Origin of the sequence: Bartonella sp. WD16.2, assembly GCF_002022505.1 — a bacterium.
GTDB lineage: Bacteria > Pseudomonadota > Alphaproteobacteria > Rhizobiales > Rhizobiaceae > Bartonella.
This window is the reverse complement of the sequence record NZ_CP019781.1, coordinates 912,434-929,775: the sequence shown is the minus strand read 5'-3', so window position 1 is coordinate 929,775 and position 17,342 is coordinate 912,434. Positions and strand designations below refer to the sequence as shown.

The 17,342-nt window shown below is 36.5% G+C and carries 13 protein-coding genes and 1 pseudogene; 10 read left to right on the top strand and 4 right to left on the bottom strand.

The features are described 5' to 3' along the window. Nucleotides 1–139: 139 nt before the first annotated feature. The 8 genes from rpsM to alaS all read left to right on the top strand — a co-directional run bounded on the left by rpsM (nt 140) and on the right by alaS (nt 10,083). Nucleotides 140–508, top strand: coding sequence for a 30S ribosomal protein S13 (gene rpsM / locus BWD162_RS03915; protein ID WP_078705522.1), 369 nt, complete (start codon nt 140–142; stop codon nt 506–508). 110 nt (nt 509–618) lie between these two features. After that, a complete protein-coding gene (gene rpsK, locus BWD162_RS03910) occupies nt 619–1,008 on the top strand; it encodes a 30S ribosomal protein S11 (RefSeq protein ID WP_078705521.1) in 390 nt (129 codons plus the stop codon). 95 nt (nt 1,009–1,103) lie between these two features. Next, on the top strand, nt 1,104–2,117 hold the full coding sequence (locus BWD162_RS03905) for a DNA-directed RNA polymerase subunit alpha (protein WP_078705520.1): 1,014 nt from the start codon (nt 1,104–1,106) through the stop codon (nt 2,115–2,117). Between the two features lie 24 nt (nt 2,118–2,141). Beyond that, nucleotides 2,142–2,570, top strand: coding sequence for a 50S ribosomal protein L17 (gene rplQ / locus BWD162_RS03900; protein ID WP_078705519.1), 429 nt, complete (start codon nt 2,142–2,144; stop codon nt 2,568–2,570). 237 nt (nt 2,571–2,807) lie between these two features. Further along, nucleotides 2,808–4,202 (top strand): Do family serine endopeptidase, encoded by a 1,395-nt coding sequence (locus tag BWD162_RS03895; RefSeq protein WP_078706137.1) that lies wholly within the window; start codon nt 2,808–2,810, stop codon nt 4,200–4,202. An 8-nt stretch (nt 4,203–4,210) separates the two neighbouring features. Further along, the gene (locus BWD162_RS03890) at nt 4,211–5,542 is read left to right on the top strand and encodes a replication-associated recombination protein A (protein ID WP_078705518.1); all 1,332 of its coding nucleotides are present in this window, start codon (nt 4,211–4,213) and stop codon (nt 5,540–5,542) included. A 631-nt stretch (nt 5,543–6,173) separates the two neighbouring features. Beyond that, entirely contained in the window at nt 6,174–7,217 is a 1,044-nt protein-coding gene (gene recA, locus BWD162_RS03885; protein WP_078706136.1) for a recombinase RecA, read from the top strand. A 199-nt stretch (nt 7,218–7,416) separates the two neighbouring features. Next, nucleotides 7,417–10,083, top strand: coding sequence for an alanine--tRNA ligase (gene alaS / locus BWD162_RS03880; RefSeq protein ID WP_078705517.1), 2,667 nt, complete (start codon nt 7,417–7,419; stop codon nt 10,081–10,083). Nucleotides 10,084–10,182: 99 nt separating this feature from the next. On the opposite strand, the gene BWD162_RS03875 is transcribed toward alaS, so the two are convergent. Further along, nucleotides 10,183–11,970, bottom strand: a complete 1,788-nt coding sequence (locus BWD162_RS03875; protein ID WP_078706135.1) for a glucan ABC transporter ATP-binding protein/ permease — start codon at nt 11,968–11,970, stop codon at nt 10,183–10,185. A gap of 275 nt (nt 11,971–12,245) precedes the next feature. Between BWD162_RS03875 and BWD162_RS03870 the strand changes: the two are divergent. Then, a pseudogene (locus BWD162_RS03870) lies at nt 12,246–13,183 on the top strand (RluA family pseudouridine synthase). A 649-nt stretch (nt 13,184–13,832) separates the two neighbouring features. After that, entirely contained in the window at nt 13,833–14,615 is a 783-nt protein-coding gene (locus BWD162_RS03865; RefSeq protein ID WP_078705516.1) for an ATP12 family chaperone protein, read from the top strand. A gap of 42 nt (nt 14,616–14,657) precedes the next feature. On the opposite strand, the gene BWD162_RS03860 is transcribed toward BWD162_RS03865, so the two are convergent. The 3 genes from BWD162_RS03860 to BWD162_RS03850 all read right to left on the bottom strand — a co-directional run bounded on the left by BWD162_RS03860 (nt 14,658) and on the right by BWD162_RS03850 (nt 17,158). Then, on the bottom strand, nt 14,658–15,203 hold the full coding sequence (locus tag BWD162_RS03860; RefSeq protein WP_078705515.1) for a hypothetical protein: 546 nt from the start codon (nt 15,201–15,203) through the stop codon (nt 14,658–14,660). A 152-nt stretch (nt 15,204–15,355) separates the two neighbouring features. Then, entirely contained in the window at nt 15,356–16,765 is a 1,410-nt protein-coding gene (gene glnA / locus BWD162_RS03855) for a type I glutamate--ammonia ligase (RefSeq protein ID WP_078705514.1), read from the bottom strand. A gap of 54 nt (nt 16,766–16,819) precedes the next feature. Further along, nucleotides 16,820–17,158, bottom strand: coding sequence for a P-II family nitrogen regulator (locus tag BWD162_RS03850; RefSeq protein ID WP_078705513.1), 339 nt, complete (start codon nt 17,156–17,158; stop codon nt 16,820–16,822). Between the last annotated feature and the right edge of the window lie 184 nt (nt 17,159–17,342).

Genomic DNA, 17,342 nt, shown 5'->3' with positions numbered 1-17,342 from the left:
GTAAAATCTATCAAAAGCTGCTTTATTTCAGTAAGATAATGGGATTTTGGGTATGTTGGAGCCGAGATCATTTCTTTGTTTCTATAAAGTGCTTCAAGTATTTTATGGTTCATTGTTAACGTAATCAAGGAGAATAAGTGTGGCTCGTATTGCTGGTGTCAATATACCAACAAATAAGCGTGTAGTTATTGCGCTTCAGTATATCCACGGGATTGGACGGAAATTTGCTCAAGAAATTGTAGAGAAAGTTGGCATTCCTTCGGAACGTCGTGTGCATGAACTTTTGGATGCGGAAGTGTTACAAATTCGTGAAACGATAGATCAAGGTTATCAAGTTGAAGGAGATCTTCGTCGTGAAGTTGCGATGAATATTAAACGTTTAATGGATCTTGGTTGTTATAAGGGGTTGCGCCATCGTCGTTCTCTACCTGTTCGTGGGCAGCGTACACATACTAATGCGCGTACGCGTAAAGGTCCAGCTAAGGCAATTGCTGGTAAGAAGAAATAATAGTATCTTTTATTTTAAATATTCTTCTTTTTGTGAGAAGTTTTGAATAAAGGTAAATAAGGTGGAGCTGCTGGTGTTACGGCAGGGGAGAGATCGTTGAAAGGAAAGTTATGGCCAAGGAAGCCACACGTGTTCGCCGCCGCGAGCGTAAAAATATTTCATCAGGTGTTGTGCATATCAATTCAACATTTAATAATACGATGATTAGTATTACTGATGCTCAAGGGAATGTGATTGCATGGTCGTCTGCTGGTGCTCAGGGATTTAAAGGTTCTCGTAAATCTACACCTTTTGCTGCACAAGTTGCAGCAGAAGATTGTGCAAAAAAAGCGCAAGAACATGGTATGCGCTCATTGGAAGTTGAAGTTTGTGGTCCTGGGTCAGGTCGTGAATCTGCTTTGCGTGCGTTGCAATCTGTTGGTTTTGTAATTACTTCCATTCGAGATGTAACGCCAATTCCTCATAATGGATGTCGTCCCCGAAAAAGGCGGCGTGTTTGATTAGGTATTGTTTTTCATAATCGGAAGCTTTCTCCGGTGTTCACACTGGCCGTTGCGATTGAATGGTAGCGGAACTAAAGAACAGGAATAAAAATATGATCCAGAAAAACTGGCAGGAATTAATAAAACCCAATAAGGTTGAGTTTCATGCAGATGGTAATTCAAATGTTGTAAGTGTAGTTGCGGAGCCACTTGAGCGTGGTTTTGGTTTAACATTAGGAAATGCACTTCGCCGTGTATTGTTGTCATCATTGCGTGGTGCTGCGGTTACTGCTGTGCAAATTGATGGTGTGTTGCATGAGTTCTCGTCAATTCCGGGTGTGCGTGAAGATGTTACAGATATTATTTTAAATATCAAAGAAATTGCTATTCGCATGGAAGAGGAGGGGCCTAAGCATGTTATCATTTGTAAGGAGGGGCCCGGTGTTGTTAGAGCTGGAGATATACGTACTGTTGGAGATATGGAAATCCTTAATCCCGAGCATGTTATTTGCACACTAGATGAGGATGCGGAAATTCGTATGGAATTTATTGTGAATACAGGGAAAGGCTACGTTCCGTCTGATCGCAATTGTGTAGATGATGCGGTTATAGGTCTTATCCCAATTGATAGCCTTTATTCGCCTGTTCGTAAGGTGTCTTATAAAGTGGAAAATACACGTGAAGGGCAGGTCCTTGATTATGATAAGTTGACATTAACGATTGAAACTAACGGTGCTGTTAATGGTGAAGATGCTGTCGCTTTTGCAGCACGTATTCTTCAAGACCAGTTGGCGGTATTTGTCAATTTTGAAGAACCGCAAAAAGAACTTGTTGAAGAACCAGCTTCTGAGCTTTCCTTTAATCTTGCACTTCTTAAGAAAGTGGATGAGTTGGAGCTGTCAGTTCGTTCAGCAAATTGTCTTAAGAATGATAATATTGTTTATATTGGTGATCTTATTCAAAAAACGGAAGCTGAAATGCTTCGGACACCAAATTTTGGAAGAAAATCATTAAACGAGATAAAAGAAGTTCTTGCATGTATGGGGCTCCATCTTGGTATGGAGATTCCTGCATGGCCACCTGAAAATATTGATGATCTTGCTAAACGTTATGAAGATCAGTATTAAAAATTAAATTTAAGGAGAAAGCTCATGCGCCATGGTAAATCAGGTCGCAAGCTAAACCGAACTGCTAGTCACCGTAAAGCAATGTTTGCCAATATGGCAGCTTCATTAATCGAGTGTGAGCAGATCGTGACTACGCTTCCGAAGGCTAAAGAAATTCGTCCTATTGTTGAGAAATTAGTTACACTTGGTAAACGCGGAGATTTGCATGCGCGCCGGCAAGCAATTTCAGCTATTCGTGATACCAAAAAGGTTGCCAAGTTATTTGATACACTTGCACCACGTTATGCGTCACGCAAAGGTGGTTATTTGCGTATTATGAAAGCAGGTTTTCGTACTGGTGATAATGCACCTATGGCTGTTATAGAATTTGTTGATCGGGATATTAATGCAAAAAATTCTGCAAATCATAAACATATAGAAGAGGACGCCAATGAGGAAAAGGTCTCTTTGTAAAGAGCTTTTTCTTTTTTGGAATGAAAAACGCCTTTCTAAGGCGTTTTTTTATTCATGTTTTAGAATAAATGTTGTTCAATAGATGAACGAAAAAGATAGAATACTCTTTTTGTTGATTTTGTAATATTACTTGCCAAAGTGAGACATTTTTGATTTAAATATCAAATAGATGGAGATGAATAAGAAATTTTTCTGTTCTACTTAATGGAGGCTTTTTTAGTTTTGAGGGAGTGGATAATGAAACGTTCTATTTTAATAGGGCTTTTTTTTGTGATTATGGCATTGATATCGTTTCATTCTACGAGTGCTCAAGTTCCGCAAACACAATCAGAAATTGCTTTTTCATTTGCTCCTTTAGTAAAAAAAGCTGTTCCGTCTGTTGTAAATATTTATGCTGCTCGACAAGTTAAAGTTCGTTCTCCTTTTGAAGATGATCCATTTTTTGAGCAATTTTTTGGTCGTTATCAAAATAACAGACCTTTACGCACGCAATCATCGTTGGGATCTGGGGTAATTGTTGATACGCGTGGCTTGGTTGTTACGAGTTACCACGTTATTAAAGGTGCTCACGAGATTAAAGTTGCTCTTTCTGATGGAAGGGAGTTTGAAAGCACAGTTATATTAAAAGATGAAGCAACTGATATTGCGGTACTTGAAATTAATTCAAAGGATACTCGATTTCCTATTCTTCCTTTAGGAAATTCTGATGTAGTTGAGGTTGGTGATCTCGTTCTTGCGATTGGTAACCCTTTTGGTGTTGGTCAAACAGTTACAAGCGGTATTGTTTCAGCACAGGCACGTACACGTGTTGGTATTTCTGATTTTGATTTTTTTATTCAAACAGATGCGGCTATCAATCCAGGTAATTCTGGTGGGGCTTTAATTGATGTAAATGGCCGATTAATTGGGATTAATACAGCTATTTATTCGCGTTCTGGAGGTTCTATAGGAATTGGTTTTGCTATTCCAGTCAATCTTGTTAAAATAGTTCTTGATACAGTTAAACGTGGTGAAAAGTTTTTTGTACCGCCTTATATTGGTGCATCCTTTCAAAGGGTTACACCTGATGTTGCAGGTGGTTTGGGTTTAGAGCGTCCCTATGGGGCTCTTGTTATTGAAATTGTTAAAGATAGTCCTGCTGCAAAAGCTGGTTTAAAAGTGGGCGATGTTATTTTAAGTGTGCAAGATGTACAAATTGATAGCCCAGATGGCCTTATATATCGTTTGATAACAACTAGTGGAGGGCACAACCTTAATTTAGAATATTTACGGGATGGCAAGACTTTTAAAACAAAGATAACTGTCTCACCAATATCTAACTCTACATTTGTAAAATCTGAAAAAATTATTGATAAAAGTCCTCTTTCTGGGGCTGAAGTACTAGATTTAACACCACAAAATAGCCAGCGTTTTCATCTTCCTGCGACTGTAAAGGGTGTTGTGATTGTTAATCTCGACAATATGAGCAATGCTGCAGAAATCTTCCGCTCAGGAGATATTTTACGTGCTGTTAATGGTCATCAAATTCAAACTGTGAATCAATTAAAAAAGGTTCTTATGCAGGAACATCCGCGTATTTGGCAGCTAGAATATGAACGCAATGGTGTCTATATTCGTCAATTTATCCGCTGAGGGATATTTTGAATAAAGATTTTTTTACTTCATCTTTTGATTCTCATGTCAGTAAAAATCGGCCACTTGCTGAAAGAATGCGTCCCCGTTCTTTGAGTGAGGTGGTTGGGCAAGATCATTTGATTGGAACGGAAGGTTTTCTTTCACGTATGATAGAAGCTGGTTCGTTTGGTTCGATGATTTTTTGGGGGCCTCCAGGAACAGGTAAAACAACAATTGCACGTTTATTGGCATTTGAGACGGATTTCGCTTTTGAGCAAGTTTCTGCTATTTGTACTGGTGTTACAGAGTTAAAGAAAATTTTTGAGGTAGCTCAAGCTCGCTTTATGTCTGGGTGTCGAACACTTTTGTTTGTTGATGAAATTCACCGGTTTAATCGTGCTCAACAGGACGTTTTTCTTCCTTTCATGGAAGATGGTACAGTTGTTCTTGTAGGGGCAACAACTGAAAATCCTTCATTTGAACTTAATAGCGCCCTTCTTTCACGTGCACGTGTTTTAACGTTTCGCTTACATGATAGTAAAAGTTTAAGTATGCTTTTAAAGCGTGCTGAGGAAGTGGAAGGAAAATCTTTGCCCTTGGATGATCACGCTAGAGATCTCTTGATAAGAATGTCTGATGGTGATGCGCGATCGGCGCTAACACTGGCTGAAGAAATCTGGTGCGCTGCACGCCCGGAAGAAATATTTAATGCTAAAGTTTTACAAGAAATTGTTCAGCGTCGAGCTCCGATTTATGATAAAGGTCAAGATAGTCACTATAATCTTATTTCAGCATTACATAAATCGGTTCGTGGATCTGATCCCGATGCTGCTCTTTATTATCTTTCACGTATGTTTGATGCGGGTGAAGATCCTCTATATATTGGACGCAGATTGGTACGTATAGCTGTTGAAGATATTGGTTTGGCAGATCCGCAGGCTCTTGTCATTTGTAATGCAGCAAAGGATGCTTATAATTATTTAGGATCGCCTGAAGGTGAACTAGCTTTAGCACAAGCATGTCTTTATATTTCTACGGCACCAAAGTCGAATGCGGTTTATCTTGCTTATAAAGCAGCAATGCATTGTGCGCGTAAAAATGGTTCTTTACCTCCTCCTAAGCATATCCTTAATGCTCCTACAAAACTTATGAAGGAAAATAGATATGGAGAAGGTTATCGTTATGACCATTCTGAGCCGGACGCTTTTTCAGGGCAAGAATATTTTCCTGAAAAGCTTGGACGTCAAATTTATTATCAACCACAGGAACGTGGTTTTGAGCGTGAAATTGTGAAGCGTCTTGAATGGTGGAAAAAGTTGCGACAAAAACGAACCAGTCAAAAACAAGATTGTAGCTAAATTATTTTTTGTTTTTCTTTAATAGATTTCAGTTCAACTGCAATTATTATAGCTTTATTAATAAGCTAGGTCATGTGCAAAAAAATATCATTCTTTATGTAATTAATAATTTTTTTAAGTGAAAATAGATTCAGATCTAGGTAACAACTAGGTTTTGAAAGTTATTTGTGGAGCTGTAATTAATATGGGTTGTTAGTGTATTTAATTGTTTGCTTATTGGTGCTTCAAGTTATTTCGCAAATACTCTATGATTTTAATCAACGTTAGCTTTGAGCTATTGGCGCTAGATTGGTAATTCTGGCGTTGTGTGTTTAGGTGCTCATTCATGTTTATATTTAAAAGTGTATACCCAAAGCATTGCATTAGAATTTGAGACATTTTCTTTATGGATAAGATAGGTTAACGATATAAATTAATGCAAAAAGCTGCTATTTTTTGAATGCATTTTTTGAAATATGCTTTGTGTTAGCAAAAGAAAATGTAATTTTTTTATAACATTGATTAAAAATTGTTGATACAGCGAAGATAGAGATGAAATAGTCTGTGAAAATCTAAACTCCAGACTTTAATTAAGTTAATAGAGCGGTATATATTGTATGAGAAATTATTCTGACTTACTAAGGATATGGTTGTGGATAAAATAAAAGCTCTAGATTCTGCTCTATCACAAATCGAACGTTCTTTCGGTAAAGGCTCAATTATGCGTCTTGGGCAAAAGGAGCAGGTTGTTGAAATTGAAACAATTCCAACTGGCTCATTATCCTTAGATATTGCTTTAGGTGTAGGTGGATTACCAAAAGGGCGTATTATTGAGATTTATGGGCCAGAAAGTTCCGGGAAAACGACATTGGCTCTTCATGCTATTGCTGAAGCTCAGAAAAATGGTGGAGTTTGTGCTTTTGTTGATGCAGAACATGCTCTTGATCCTATTTATGCACGTAAACTTGGTGTTAAATTAGAAGATCTGCTTATTTCTCAACCAGATACCGGTGAACAGGCTTTGGAAATTGCAGAAACGCTTGTTCGTTCTGGCGCAATTGATGTACTTGTTGTTGATTCAGTAGCAGCTTTGACACCACGTGCAGAAATTGATGGTGAAATGAATGATTCTGTACCGGGATTACAAGCTCGATTGATGAGTAAAGCTTTGCGTAAATTAACGGCATCAATTTTTCGCTCTAACTGTATGGTTATTTTTATCAATCAGATTCGCATAAAAATTGGTGTAATGTTTGGTTCTCCTGAAACAACAACAGGTGGGAATGCTTTAAAATTTTATGCTTCTGTTCGTTTAGATATTCGTCGTGTTGGTGCGATTAAAGATAAGGATATGGTAATTGGTAATCAAACGCGTGTTAAAGTGGTGAAAAATAAATTGGCACCTCCATTTAAACAGGTGGAGTTTGACATTATCTATGGTGAGGGCATTTCCAAAGTAGGGGAATTGATTGATTTGGGTGTTAAAGCTGGTATTGTAGAGAAATCTGGTTCGTGGTTCTCCTATAACTCTGAACGTTTAGGACAGGGACGTGAAAATGCAAAGCAATTTTTACACGAACATGCAGAAATAGCGGCAGAGATTGAAGCAACTTTACGTCAAAATGCTGGTTTGCTTGCAATTGAGTTATTAGAAAATGCAAGTTTAGAGAATACAGAAAGCGATGAATCAATTTAATAAAACGCTTATTTAAGTGCAGTTTAGTTTTTTCTGTTTTTATTTGTTAGATTTTTTAAGTGTAAAATCTTTTATTTTCAAATTTCTCTGAAAAAATATTTCTATTTTAATTAAGTTACTCTAAAAGTGACAAAGAGAATGTTTTATTAAAAATGAGTTTTATCTTTGCAGTTTTGTACTGTATTGTGCGAGTGTAAATATGAATAGCGTTAACAAGATCCGGTCAACATTTCTGGATTATTTTCATCGTAATGGACATAAAGTTCTTTCTTCTAGCCCACTTGTTCCGCGCAATGATCCTACATTAATGTTTACAAATGCAGGAATGGTGCAGTTTAAAAATGTTTTTACCGGACTTGAACAGCTCTCTTGTAGTCGTGCAACAACTGCACAAAAGTGTGTACGTGCGGGTGGCAAGCATAATGATCTTGATAATGTTGGTTATACTGCACGCCACCATACTTTTTTTGAAATGCTTGGTAATTTTTCTTTTAGCGATTATTTCAAAGAAGAAGCAATTTTTTTTGCATGGAACCTTCTAACAAAAGAATTTTGTCTTTCAAAAGATAAGTTGTTGGTTACAGTTTATCATAGTGATGATGTAGCGGCTCAGTTATGGCATAAAATTTCAGGTCTCCCAGATGAAAAAATTATCCGCATTGCAACAAATGATAATTTTTGGATGATGGGAGATACGGGGCCTTGTGGTCCATGTTCAGAGATTTTTTATGATCACGGTGATAAAATTTTTGGAGGACCTCCTGGAAGTACTGATGAAGATGGCGATCGCTTTGTTGAAATTTGGAATCTAGTCTTCATGCAGTATGAGCAAGTGAGCAAAGACGAACGGATTGAATTACCTCATCCTTCCATTGATACTGGGATGGGATTAGAACGTATTGCTGCTGTCTTGCAAGGTGTGCACGATAATTATGATATTGATCTTTTTGCTACATTAATTCGTGAGTCACAAAGGATAACGGGAATTGAGGCAACTGGTGACTTTGTTGTTAGTCATCGTGTTATTGCTGATCATTTGCGTTCCTCTGCATTTTTGATTGCGGATGGTGTTCTGCCTTCTAATGAAGGTCGGGGATATGTTCTACGTCGTATTATGCGTCGTGCTATGCGTTATGCTTATTTTCTTGACTCAGAAGAGTTATTAATGTGGCGTCTTGTACCTGCTTTGATACGCGAAATGGGGCAGGCTTATCCTGAATTAGTGCGTGCTGAATCTTTAATTTCAGAAATTTTAAAGTTGGAAGAAACGCGTTTTCGTAAAACTCTTGAACGGGGTCTTCGTTTGTTAAATGAAGAAAGTATTCATCTTAAAGAAGGTGATTGTTTGAATGGTGAAATTGCTTTTAAACTTTACGATACATATGGTTTTCCACTTGATTTGACGCAAGATGCTCTTCGAAACCGTGGAATATCTGTTGATGTTAATGCTTTTAACAAAGCGATGGAACACCAAAAAGTGGAAGCTCGCGCTAATTGGTCTGGTTCTGGTGAGTCTGTAACGGAAGCGGTTTGGTTTTCTGTTCGTGATCAAGTAGGTACTACAGAATTTTTAGGCTATGAAATAGAAAAAGCAGAAGGTGTTATTACTACCCTTATCTGTGACGGTCAGATTGTTGATAAAGTTTTTTCAGGGCAAAAAGCTATGCTTGTTGTTAATCAGACACCTTTTTATGGCGAATCTGGTGGGCAAATGGGGGATAGCGGTATAATTTCTGGTGAGCATTTTGTTTTTGAAGTACATGATACTCAGAAAAAGGCTAAAGGTGTTTTTGTTCATATTGGTGAAGTTAAAAGTGGCCAAGTAAAAACATGTGATTGTGTGGAATTAACAGTTGATTCTGTTCGTCGTAGAAAAATTCGTGCAAATCATTCTGCTACTCATTTATTACACGAGGCTTTGCGTCGAACATTGGGGGATCATGTTGTACAGAAGGGTTCTTTTGTATCACCTGACCGGTTACGTTTTGATTTTTCTCATCCACGATCAATTTCACTAGAAGAATTAAAAAAAGTAGAAGATTTAGCCAATGAAATTGTGTTGCAAAATAGCAAAGTGACAACGCGCCTTATGACAGTGGATGATGCAATTTCTGAAGGAGCAATAGCATTATTTGGTGAAAAATATGGTGATGAAGTTCGTGTTGTTTCTATGGGGAAAAGGCATGATCAGATAGGAGAAAAGGGCTGTTGGTCAATTGAGCTTTGTGGGGGTACACATGTGTACAGAACAGGTGAAATTGGTTTGATTCATATTGTTTCTGAAAGTTCTGTGGCTGCTGGAGTTCGCCGTATTGAAGCATTAACGAGCACTGCTGCGCGCCTTTACCTCCGTAGTCAAAATGAACGACTTTATGAAATTGCTGCTCTTTTAAAAACTTCCCCTGTTAATGTACAAGAACGTATTCAAACTTTACTAGATGATCGTCGTAAGCTTGAAAAAGAATTAAGTGATACACGCGGGAAAATTGCTCTTAATGGTGGCGCTACAAAGAACAATAAAACAGATATAAAAGTTATTAATGGCATTTCTTTTATAGGACATGTTATTCAAAATATTTTACCAAGAGATCTTAAGACATTAGTGGATTCTGGAAAAAAGAAGATTGGATCTGGTGTTGTAGCTTTTATCGGTATTTCAGAAGATGGCAAAGGAAGTGTTGTTGTTGGCGTAACTAATGATTTGATTGATAGACTGAATGCCGTTGATTTAGTGCGTATTGTATCTGTTACTCTTGGTGGTAAAGGTGGTGGTGGGCGCTCTGATATGGCGCAAGCTGGTGGTCCGGAAGGGGATAAAGCTTGTGACGCTCTTGCAGCATTAGAAGTTTTTCTTGAAAACTTGTGATTTATCTTCGTGTTATTTAAATTTAGGTCTTGTAAGAAGCTAGAAAACTGTAATTTAGATTAAGTTTGCGTTTGAATATATGAAAAAGAAATACTTATTTTACGATGCAATAGACTCACGCAATGGAATCACATTTCCATCTTCTACTTGTATTATTGGTTGATCGTTTGTTAATCCACCGGCTTTTAATAGTTTATAGAAACGGCCACCTTTTTTAGTCAATTCTTGAAAACTACCTTTTTCGATTAAACGACCATGATCTAGAAAAAGTATAAGATCAGCATTACGGATTGTTGAAAGACGATGCGCTATAATAAAAGTTGTACGATTTTGGCTTACACAATCGATAGCGTCTTTAACACGTGCTTCTGTTTCAATATCAAGAGCGCTGGTTGCTTCATCTAGAATGAGAATAGGTGCATTTTTTAAAACAGCACGCGCAATTGCTAATCGCTGTCTTTCTCCACCTGATAATTGAGAGCCTCGTTCACCAACCAATGTATCGTACCGATCGTTTTTATTCAAAATAAAGTCATGAGCAGCAGCTGTTTTTGCAGCCTCATAAAGTTCTTTATCTGTTGCGGTCGTTCTACCTATTGCAATATTATCACGAATGCTACGGTTGAAAAGACCAGCATCTTGAAATACTGTTGCTAGAGCTTTGCGTAAGGATTCACGGTTAACGGAGCGTATATCTATTCCATCAATTTTGATATGTCCAACTGTGGGATCGTATACACGCTGTAACAAATTGATTAATGTTGTTTTTCCAGCACCTGTTGGTCCTACAATGGCGACAGTTTGTCCTGTTTTGACGTCGAATGAAATGTCAAAGACACCTTGAGAAGAATTTGGAAATGCATAGGTTACGTGATGAAATTGAATCGCACCTTTAACATTTTGAAGAGAAGGAAGGTTGTCGGGTTCTTTCATATTAAAAGTTGAGTCTTCCATTTCAAAAAATTCTTGTAATTTTGCTTGTGAGGATACAGCTAAATTAATAAAGCCGCTAATTTGATCAAGACGGCTAATCATTAATTGGGCAAATCCAACGAAAGAGACAACTTCACCTACACTTAGTTGACCTTTTGCAACAAAAAAAGCGCCAAGAAGGAATACACATACTATTGAAATGGTTGAAGCCATTCGATTTAAACCACTAGCAAGTGCCCACCAGTTTAGAACAGGGTTTTGTGCTTTAAGAAGATCACTTGTATACTGATGAAGCTCTGATGTTTCTTCTGCTATTCGGTTATAGCTTTGTACAATGGAAACATTAGAAATTGAATCACTGATATGTTTAAAAACACTATGATGATAACGTTCTACAGCGGCTTGTCCGTCTTTTGTTTTTTGCATCACTAAGCGTGCAATCAGTACATAGATGATGGCAAGAACCATTAAGACTATTGAAAGACGCCAGTTCATATTAAAAGCTATGGGCACTAGAACGAATAATGCGACAAAAGTAGAAAGATGTTGGCGCATAAAATCAAGCCATATAGCTGACATGGAATCTGTAGCGCGCAATAGCGTATGAAGGGCATTGGAAGTTCCACGTTGTTGGTGCCAAATTAATGGCATAGTAATGATACGCTCAAAAGATTCTGTTAAAACGCTTAAACGCCGTCTGTGAACTAAGCGATCCGCGCCACGAGCTACAAGGATGTAAGCAATAATATTGAAAACACCAAAACACACCCAAAGTGTGAGGTTAAAAACGATACCTGATTTGTCTGCAATTGCATCAATGACGTGACCAAACAAGATAGGCTCTGCTATTGTGATAATAGCCAGTATAATATTAGCGGCACAGATTAAAAAAAATGCGCTTTTTTCTCTATCTAAATAAGAAAGAACACGCGCGTATGTTTTTAATAAAAGCACGGGATGGTTATCTCCAATAGCTATTGCAATCACAAAATTAGTATTACAATTCTTTATGTAATGATTTTCTTTGAAGTAATAAAATTTGTACAGCAAAGAAATGCAATTTTGGATACTGATTGTAATGCAATGTGATAAAGTCTAATTCTAAAGGATATAGTTTTTACGTTTATAAAGACGAGAAAAATACGATTGATAAACAAAGAAATTGTATTGCAAGAGGGCCTATTACAGTGGGTGTAGAAATCAAAAAGGTTGAAGAAGATGAAAACGGAATGCGCTTAGATCGTTGGTTTAAGGTGCATTATCCAGGACTTGCGTTTGGGTATCTACAAAAACTGTTACGTTCTGGCCAGATACGCGTTGATGGCAGGCGTGTTAAAACTGATATACGTCTTATTATAGGGCAGTCTATTCGTGTACCGTTTTTGTCTAGTGATAATAAAAGAGACCTTTCTGCAACGGGTAAGACCATTCATGATCAGGACAAATTGAACATTTTGGAAAAAATGCTTCTTTATAAAGATCCAAAATCTTTGTATTAAACAAACCTGCAGGTTTGGCTGTACAAGGTGGCTCTGGTTTGACGTGCCATATTGATGGTATGCTTGAAGTATGGCGTAATAAAAAAGGGGAAAAACCACGGTTAGTTCATCGTCTTGATCGTGAGACATCAGGTGTGCTTATTATTGCTCGATCAAGGGGAGCTGCACAGGCTTTGATTGCTGCTTTTCGAGCACGAGAAACGAGAAAGACTTATTGGGCATTGGTGCGGGGAGTGCCTAAAAAAAAGCAAGATAAAATTTCAACATGGATGGTAAAAGAAATAACTGCACAGGGCGATAAAATGCGTGTTTGTGAACATGGAGAATCAGATTCTAATCACGCAGTTTCTTACTATCGTGTTTTAGATACGCGAGGACGGGTTCTATCTTGGTTAGAAATGGAGCCTTATACCGGTAGAACACATCAGCTACGTGTTCACGCAGCTTATATGAATCATCCAATTATTGGCGATTCAAAATATTTTTTTTCTGACAATAATTGGGAATTACCTGGCGGTATTCAAAATCGCCTTCATCTTCATGCACGCCGTATTCGTATTCCTCATCCCTCAGGAGGCATATTAGATATTATAGCTCCTTTACCGCCTCATATGGTACAAAGTTTTAATCTTTTGGCTTTTAATGAAGACGATGGTGATACAGAGTAATAAGAAAAATTCAGCTTAATTTTATTAATTGTAGTAACGCAAGTTTATTAGAAGTGTTTAATTACTTGCCATTACAAAAAGGAATTTGTGAGGAATTTAATTATCAATTACCAAGTTATGAGAAAAATATCACTGGAGTTTTATTTAGTAAAAGACGATAACAATTTTATATTATAAACTGTCGATAGTGAAATATAAGAAATGATTTGAACTTATAAGCGGGTATTGTTTTTAATCTGTAATAAAATAATATTTAAAGTTTTACTTCATTTAAGAATGAAGATTTAGCAATTTTAATTCAATAGCTGGATATCCTATTTTTTGATGTGATGGTCGGAAAATTATGCTGTATTTTCAATTAGGTATATCAGTTTCATTATTTAATTATTTTGTTTGTAATGCAAACGGTTAATAGTTATCTTCTTAATCATCCCTTTATAATTCTTTTGAGTCTCGTGTAGAGATTGCTATGCAAGTAAAGGAATTACTACGTTAAGAGTTTAATCTTAGATATCGATAGCGAAATCAATTAAAATGAGTACAATTAGTTTTTCTTAAGCTTATCAAATGATATCTAATGTACGAAAAGTGTATGGATTCTATTCTAGAAAATTCAGAAGATTAATTAAGATATTAGAAGTAGAATAATATGCGTAAAATTTTAGATGATTTTAATATACCGTTAAATGAGGATAATCCTGTCTACACAGTACAAAAGCTTTCGTGTCAACCATTGACTAAACGATTTTATAAAGAAGTAAGTATTGCACATAGAGAGGAAGGTTTTTCCATATTATTAGATGGGGCTTCCGTAAAAACACCTGCAAAGCGCTGTCTTCTCATACCAACAGAAGCACTCGCTTCATTAGTAGCACAAGAATTCACTGTGCAGGAAAAGAACATTGATCCAGGAAAAATGCCAATTACACGTCTTGTTAACACTGTTGTTGATGGTATAGCCGACAATATGCAAATTATTTTTGAAGATTTATTGCGTTTTGTTGCATGTGATATGATTTTTTATCGTGCACAAACACCAAAAGAACTTGTAGAACAACAATGTAAACAATGGGATTTTTTACTTGATTGGGCAGAAGAAAAACTTGGTGCACGTTTTAATATAGCAGCAGGACTTATGCATATTGAACAACCATGGGAAGCTATTCAAGCGGTGAGTAATTATTTACGCAAAATAGAATCCCCTTATATACTTGCTGCACTTCATGCAATGACTACTTTAACGGGCTCTGCCCTTATTGCTTTTGCTGTAGCTGAAAAGAGAATTAATTTGGATAATGCTTGGGATATTGCTCATTTAGATGAGAACTGGACGAAGAAACAATGGGGTATTGATGAGGAAGCGGTGATGCGGCGAACTTACAAAAAGGCCGAATTTAATGCAGCGGCTACAATCATTACTGCCTGTGCATAAGTGGAATTTTCTTCTGTTCATACATAAACATGAAATTTTCAATTACGATATTTTTATAATTTTTGTTGAATTGATTTTTATTTTTTCAAGTCCGGGGAAAGCTTCATTAGTTATATTTAAAGCTGTGTTGTCATTGCCGCGAATAAAATACCACTGATTATTTTCGAGAAGGGCAATAATTTCACTTTTAATATAAAATTTTTTTCCATTATTTATTATAATTGCAATTTCTAAAGGCATAATAAAATAAGGAATGCCATTATCGAGTTTTCCTTCACGTTTTTGCGTTTGGTCGATTTTTATATTCTCAATTTTATAATTTTTCGCTAGCTGTTCTATTTGATTTTTTATTATTTGTTGAAATTGTGCTTTATTGATATTCTTTTTAGTCGTTAAACTCTCGATAATTTGGGGAGGAATAGCATTTAAGATAGCATTTGAATCAATTTCTTTAAGTGCTTTATTATAAATAGAAATTTCCTTTTGTAGATTTATCAATTCTTCATTGGTTACTCCATTAGCTTGCACTGTTGATATAATAGAAACAAAGCATAAAAGAATAAAAAAAGATCGATAAATCTGCAACATTAGAAACCTTGATTATTGATTCGAAAGGATTCAATCTCTTTTATAAAGGAAAAATATCTTAGTAAAAGGGTGGTTCATGCTCTTTAGAAAAAACATCACAAAAAATGGAGGCTTCAACCTCCATTTTTAGATTAAGCAGTATGATTTATTCTTTAAACAGAATAATACATATCAAATTCAATAGGATGTGGAGTCATTTCATAACGCAAAACTTCTTGCATTTTCAATTCAATGAAAGAATTGATTTGGTCGTCATCAAAGACATCTCCTGCTTTAAGAAAGCTGCGATCTTTATCAAGAGCTTCAAGTGCTTCACGTAAGCTACCTGAGACTGTAGGAATGTCTTTAAGTTCTTTAGGGGGCAGGTCATAAAGATCTTTATCCATAGCTTGTCCAGGATGAATTTTGTTTTTAATACCGTCAAGACCAGCCATTAAGAGTGCTGCAAACGCTAGATATGGATTTGCTGTTAGATCTGGGAAACGGATTTCCACGCGTTTTGAATTTGGTGAAGAGCTGAATGGAATACGACAAGACGCCGAACGATTGCGTGCAGAATAGGCAAGAAGAACAGGTGCTTCAAACCCAGGAACTAAACGCTTATAGGAATTAGTAGATGGGTTTGTGAAAGCGTTGATTGCTTTTGCATGTTTAATGATACCACCGATAAAAAATAAGCAGGTTTCTGATAATCCGGCATATTCATTTCCTGCAAAGGTTGGTTTTCCATCTTTCCAAATTGATATATGAACATGCATGCCTGAACCATTATCACCAAAAATTGGCTTTGGCATGAAAGTCGCTGTTTTACCATAACTGTTTGCAATTTGATGCACAGCATATTTAAAAATTTGCACTTTATCAGCTTGTCGAACTAATGTATCGTATCGAATACCCAATTCGTGTTGAGCTGCAGCTACTTCATGATGATGTTTTTCAACACTTACACCCATGTCTTTTAGTGCAGTAAGCATTTCAGAACGCATGTCTTGACAAGAGTCGATAGGAGGAACTGGAAAATAACCACATTTCATACGTGGTCGATGCCCAAGATTGCCCATTTCATATTCAGTATCATCATTTGATGGAAGTTCACTTGAATCAAGCTTAAAGCCTGTATTATATGGATCATTTTTATAACGTACGTCGTCAAAAATAAAAAATTCTGCTTCTGGACCTATATTAACTGTATCACCTATACCTAAAGATTTCATATAAGCTTCTGCTCTTTTTGCAATAGAACGCGGATCTCTACTATACAATTCTCCGGAAACAGGATCGAGTACGTCACAAAGTATGACTAAAGTAGACTGAGCAAAAAAGGGATCCATATGAGTTGTTTCTGGATCTGGCATCAATACCATATCGGATTCATTAATTGTTTTCCATCCAGCAATTGAAGAACCATCAAACATAACACCATCGGTGAATGTATCTTCAGTGATTGCGGTAACATCTATTGTGACGTGATGTAATTTACTCCACGGGTCGGTGAAACGTAAATCGACAAAGCGTATGTCATTATCTGCAATCTGTTTAAGTATGTTTGATACGGTTGTCATATGCAATTTCCTTATTGGACTGAGGTAGATAGAAAAAGTAAAATTTTGTAAATATTAAAGAGCATCAATGCCAGATTCACCAGTACGAATACGAATAGCATTATCAATGGATGAAACAAATATTTTTCCATCGCCGCTATGTTTTGTTTGAGCTGCTTTACGTATTGCTTCAATAGTTTGTTCTAGAATTTCGTCTGCAATAACAACTTCAATTTTTACTTTAGGTAGAAAATCAACAACATATTGAGCACCACGGTAAAGTTCTGTATACTCCTCTTGATTGCTAAAACCTTTTGCTTCTGTTACAGTAATTTCCTGTAAACCAACTTTTTGAAGTGCTTCTTTCACTTCATCCAGTTTAAAAGGTTTTATAATAGCTTCAATCTTTTTCATGCTGAAATGATCTCCAACGTTATTTTGTCTTTTTAGGCTACTATACATTATATTGATAAGCACGAGATGTGCCAACAAATAGTTTCTGTACGAAGAAATCAAAAATAATATAATTGTGTGTTTTTTTGGCAAATAATTCCAACAGGACATATGAAGTAAAATGTTATTATATTATAACATAAAA

Coding starts and splice junctions, on each gene's coding strand:
- BWD162_RS03895 (WP_078706137.1), top strand. CDS start 2,808: ATGAAACGTTCTATTTTAATAGGGCTTTTTTTTGTGATTATGGCATTG.
- alaS (WP_078705517.1), top strand. CDS start 7,417: ATGAATAGCGTTAACAAGATCCGGTCAACATTTCTGGATTATTTTCAT.
- glnA (WP_078705514.1), bottom strand. CDS start 16,765: ATGACAACCGTATCAAACATACTTAAACAGATTGCAGATAATGACATA.
- BWD162_RS03865 (WP_078705516.1), top strand. CDS start 13,833: ATGCGTAAAATTTTAGATGATTTTAATATACCGTTAAATGAGGATAAT.
- BWD162_RS03850 (WP_078705513.1), bottom strand. CDS start 17,158: ATGAAAAAGATTGAAGCTATTATAAAACCTTTTAAACTGGATGAAGTG.
- rplQ (WP_078705519.1), top strand. CDS start 2,142: ATGCGCCATGGTAAATCAGGTCGCAAGCTAAACCGAACTGCTAGTCAC.
- BWD162_RS03905 (WP_078705520.1), top strand. CDS start 1,104: ATGATCCAGAAAAACTGGCAGGAATTAATAAAACCCAATAAGGTTGAG.
- BWD162_RS03860 (WP_078705515.1), bottom strand. CDS start 15,203: ATGTTGCAGATTTATCGATCTTTTTTTATTCTTTTATGCTTTGTTTCT.
- rpsK (WP_078705521.1), top strand. CDS start 619: ATGGCCAAGGAAGCCACACGTGTTCGCCGCCGCGAGCGTAAAAATATT.